This window comes from Flavobacterium sp. (assembly GCF_049318185.1).
Lineage (GTDB): Bacteria > Bacteroidota > Bacteroidia > Flavobacteriales > Flavobacteriaceae > Flavobacterium.
Window position 1 is genome coordinate 1 of sequence record NZ_JBMOGV010000141.1, and the last position, 4,263, is coordinate 4,263.

The following is a 4,263-nucleotide window of genomic DNA, read 5'->3' on the forward strand; positions in this document are numbered from 1 at the left end:
GGGGTTCGGTATTCTGAATTATCCCGGAAAATTCTGGAACAGGGTAATTTTAATAAGAATACCATTAGTGGTGCTACCTGGGATCTAGGCAATTTATCTCAACAAAATTGGACACCGCAAGCATCAGGCATTTCAATATGACCTGAAATCGTTGACGAACTTGAAGCAGTTTGGTTCGACTTCCTAACAACACAGAAAATTCGACACAATCCTTTTGTTCCCGCAGACAATGAAATTCAAAAAACTTATACAGAAGGTACTCCAAATCAAGTTACGTTAACTAAATACGAAAGAAATCCATTTGCAAGAAAAAAATGTATCGAACATTTCGGACTTTCTTGCATTGTATGTGGTTTCAACTTTGAAAAAACTTACGGACAAATCGGCAAGGACTTTATTCACGTTCATCATTTACGACAAATTGCGACAGTTGGAAAAACCAATGAAGTTGACCCAATAAAAGACTTGTGACCTGTTTGCCCAAATTGTCATTCAATAATTCATAAACGTAAGACAGCATTTACCATTGACGAAATGACTGAAATATTAAAACAAAATAATAATGGACAGAACACCAGCCACTAACAGTACCTACCCAAAAGTGGCGGTTCAGTGGTTAAATCAATCTTTGTGCTTCTATCAAAGTTTTTCTTGGTTGACAGTGAAGTGTTCCGAAAATTAAAGCGCTAAGAAAAAGAAATCAATTTAATAAATTTATATATGAAGTTAAATCAGAGAACAGCTAACATTTTTGAGAGAGCTTACATTTAATCGCGTTTCAAACTACTGAAATTTATTTTTATAAATACACTATTCCCACAAATAATACCCAAATATTTAATCGCTAAACCATAACTAGTAATGCTAGGTGTAAACTAAAACTGTAAATAAATAGGCTTAATTGCGTCGGCTTGCTTAAACTGAATGGCAAGAAAAATACAGATGAACAAGTAAATGATTTTTAAAGGCAGAGGCGTGTTGATAAGCAACTTCTTATACCATTCCTCGAATTTTATTGGTATAAAATGAAGTATAAAACCAATTCCAATTGAAACAAAAACACTAAAATACGTTTTGAAAAATTCAAAATATGAAACTGGATTAAATTGATATACTATTTTTTCAATAAATATCCAGCTATTTGAAAAAGAAGTTGACCTGAAAAAAATCCAGCAAAAACAAACAAAATGAAAAGTAATAATTACTCCAAGAATATTAAAAAATCTTGTTTTGGGAATGAATTTGCCAAAAAAAGAGTTGAATTTCTTATCAACAACAAGTGCAAGCCCATGCAGCCCACCCCAAAATATAAAGTTCCAACTTGACCCATGCCAAAAACCACCCAATAACATAGTCAGGATTAAATTTATATTTGTTCTTGTTTTTCCTTTTCGATTTCCCCCTAGCCAACGAATGTATAAATAGTCCTTTAACCAACTAGATAATGAAATGTGCCAGCGTTTCCAGAATTCTGTAATGGAATTTGATTGATAAGGAGATAAGAAGTTAATATTAATTTCAAACCCAATCCATTTTGCCATACCAATGGCCATATCGGAATATCCTGAAAAGTCACAATAAATAACTATCGCATAACCATATAAAGCAATTAAGCATTCAGCACCAGTATGGTAACTAGGATTGTCAAAGATAATACGAACAAAATTGGCATTAATGAAATCACTTATAACAACTTTTTTAATAATACCTGAGGTAATTAAATATAATCCCTCACCTATTTGCACTTTTGTTACTCCTGGCTTCTTAGCAATTTGTGGTAAAAAGTCCTTTGCTCTAACTATGGGTCCCATCATAAGTTTTGGAAAAAAAGACAGGAAAAATAAATAATCAATAAATTTATTGAGTGGTTTCACTTTTCCATCATATACATCCAATGTATAGCTTAAGTTTTCAAAAGTATAGAATGATATTCCTACCGGTAATGCTAAATTTAATAGATTAATTTGTGTATTTCCAATATCATTCATGATACCAATAAAAAAATCCGTATACTTAAAAGTGAAAAGTAATAGTAGATTTAAAAAAATACTAGTCCTAAGTAATATTTTTCTTTTTATTCCCGAAGGAATACGATAAATTAAATTGCTTAGTTTAAAATCAATAATTGCGGCAATTACAATAAAGCCAACATACCAATTACAAGCTTTATAAAAAAAATATAACGAAAAAAATGTTAAGAAATAAATTCGTGTGTTACTATTCTTAAAAAAAATCGCATATACCATTAAGAAAAAACAAAAGAAAAACAAAAAAAATCCACTGTTAAATAACAAAGGATTTTTTTCGCTGTAAACAAAGGACTCAATTATTTTATGATAATCAATCAATGTAATTTATTTAATTTTGTTTTTCGAATAAAAAAGTTTTGCTTCTATTAATTTATCGTAAAATAATTTAGCAATTATCTTTGTGCCTGAGGCATTTAAATGAATATAATCCATTTCCGCTAGTTTAGGTTTACTTTGCGCCCATTTAACAATTGTACCTTCTCCTCCCATAGATGAATATAAATCCCAATATGCTATTTTATTTCTTTTGGCAATATTTCTTTGTGTAGAAACCATGTAGGGAACAGCTGGCTCAGTAACCCAGGTTCCATTCTGATTATATCCAATGTCGCTTACGCTTACTAAAAGGATTGGAGTATTTGGAATTGCAGTTTTTATTTTTTGAATAAGTTTATTTTGTGAATTTTCAAACCAATTAAATTTCTGATCACCATGTGAAACTGCATTTAATCCATAATGAATTATTATTAAATCATAATTTAAATATTGATTAAATTGTTTTATAATATCGAGGGAAATTCGATTAGTTAACACCCCGGTATTTCCCCTAAATCCATAATTGTCTAAATAAATTCCAGAAGTGTCTTCAATGCTAATACCATAAATAGGTAATTGACTGTTGGCACTTGTTAATTTTAAATCATGAATAGGGCGATTGGAAATTATTGTTTCATTAACCAAATTACTATCACTCAAAGGAATAACTTGACTCACATTATCTAGGCCGACTGTAACAAAAGGTTCAGCGGTTTTTGACTTACCTGTATATATTTTTAGGACATTAAAATTTTCTCCTTTTTGAAGGGAATATTGAGTGGTAGCAGTCCCATTTGAATAAAAAACATGTCCTGTTAAACCAAGTATTGGGTTAGTTTCACTATTTACAAAATTTTTGTCTACCCAATTATGGGATCTAAAATTTATATTATTGTATCCCTGTTCCGCAATGGATTGTACCGGCATAAAACCAATACCATTTCCACCGTAAGTCCCCTGAAATATTTTTCTTAATTCATTTGTTACATAGTCTGCTTCTATAAATGAATCGCCGAAATAAGCAATCCGCATTTTTGTATTGCCTGATTTTATTTGATCTAATTTTGTAAAAAAGTTTGTGATAGATGCACTTGAGTCTACTCCATAATCTATGAGCATAGTAGACATTGTTGGCTGAACAAATTTTCCATTAATAGCATTAGAATCAACTACGATTCTAGGTAATTGTAAGGGTTTTTGAGGAGGTATATTTTTTAAATCTGCTAAAAGATCAACATTTTTAAGTTTCAAAAATTTGATTGATTCTAAGTTTATAAAAGATAAACAAAGTAGTAGTACTATTGTAATACTTAAAATAATAGAAGGCATTAACATTTTTTCTTTCATCAAAATCAATTTAAGAGTCTTACTTAAACTAATTGCAAATTAAGGAACCTCTGATTTTTATCCGTTTTAATTCCTTTGAATAATCGAAATTTGAATACCCACTATAGTTTATCTTCTGGATAAATTTATAATAATTTTGGGTTGTGTCTTTATATTTTTTGTCTTGCCATACTTTATAATAATCTACACATGCTCTCCAATCTTTAAAGGTTATATAGGTCATTGTTTTTCTGAATCCAAAAACATTATTTTTAGTTTTAAAAACATGTGATGTAAAATGGCCAGTTTCATATATAGCCTGCTTTAAAACTACTTCAGGATTTTTTATTCCAATGCTTTTGATATAACAATAGATTTCGTTTTCCATAACGGGATCAGTTTTAAAACTAAAAAATGGAATAATAAAAAAAAGTATACTATACCTCATAAGTTCAAATTTTAAATTAGGTTGAATTTTCATTGATTTTCTTTTAAAGAAATTAATGCTTTCATTCACAATAAATTGACAGGATATTATTAAAGTATTCGTAGTTAAAAATTATGATTGGTTACTTAAAAATAGTAAATTTAT

General features: G+C 29.4%; 3 protein-coding genes. All 3 read right to left on the reverse strand.

Annotated elements, in window-relative coordinates; all coding sequences use genetic code 11:
- Positions 1 to 875 precede the first annotated feature (875 nt).
- The 3 genes from ACOYLT_RS10305 to ACOYLT_RS10315 are packed head-to-tail and all read right to left on the reverse strand — an operon-like array spanning position 876 to position 4,059.
- The gene (locus tag ACOYLT_RS10305; RefSeq protein ID WP_422853766.1) at positions 876 to 2,354 is read right to left on the reverse strand and encodes an MBOAT family O-acyltransferase; all 1,479 of its coding nucleotides are present in this window, start codon (positions 2,352 to 2,354) and stop codon (positions 876 to 878) included.
- Positions 2,355 to 3,692 (reverse strand): GDSL-type esterase/lipase family protein, encoded by a 1,338-nt coding sequence (locus tag ACOYLT_RS10310; protein WP_422853764.1) that lies wholly within the window; start codon positions 3,690 to 3,692, stop codon positions 2,355 to 2,357.
- A 28-nt stretch (positions 3,693 to 3,720) separates the two neighbouring features.
- Positions 3,721 to 4,059, reverse strand: a complete 339-nt coding sequence (locus ACOYLT_RS10315; protein ID WP_422853765.1) for a glucosaminidase domain-containing protein — start codon at positions 4,057 to 4,059, stop codon at positions 3,721 to 3,723.
- Positions 4,060 to 4,263 lie beyond the last annotated feature (204 nt).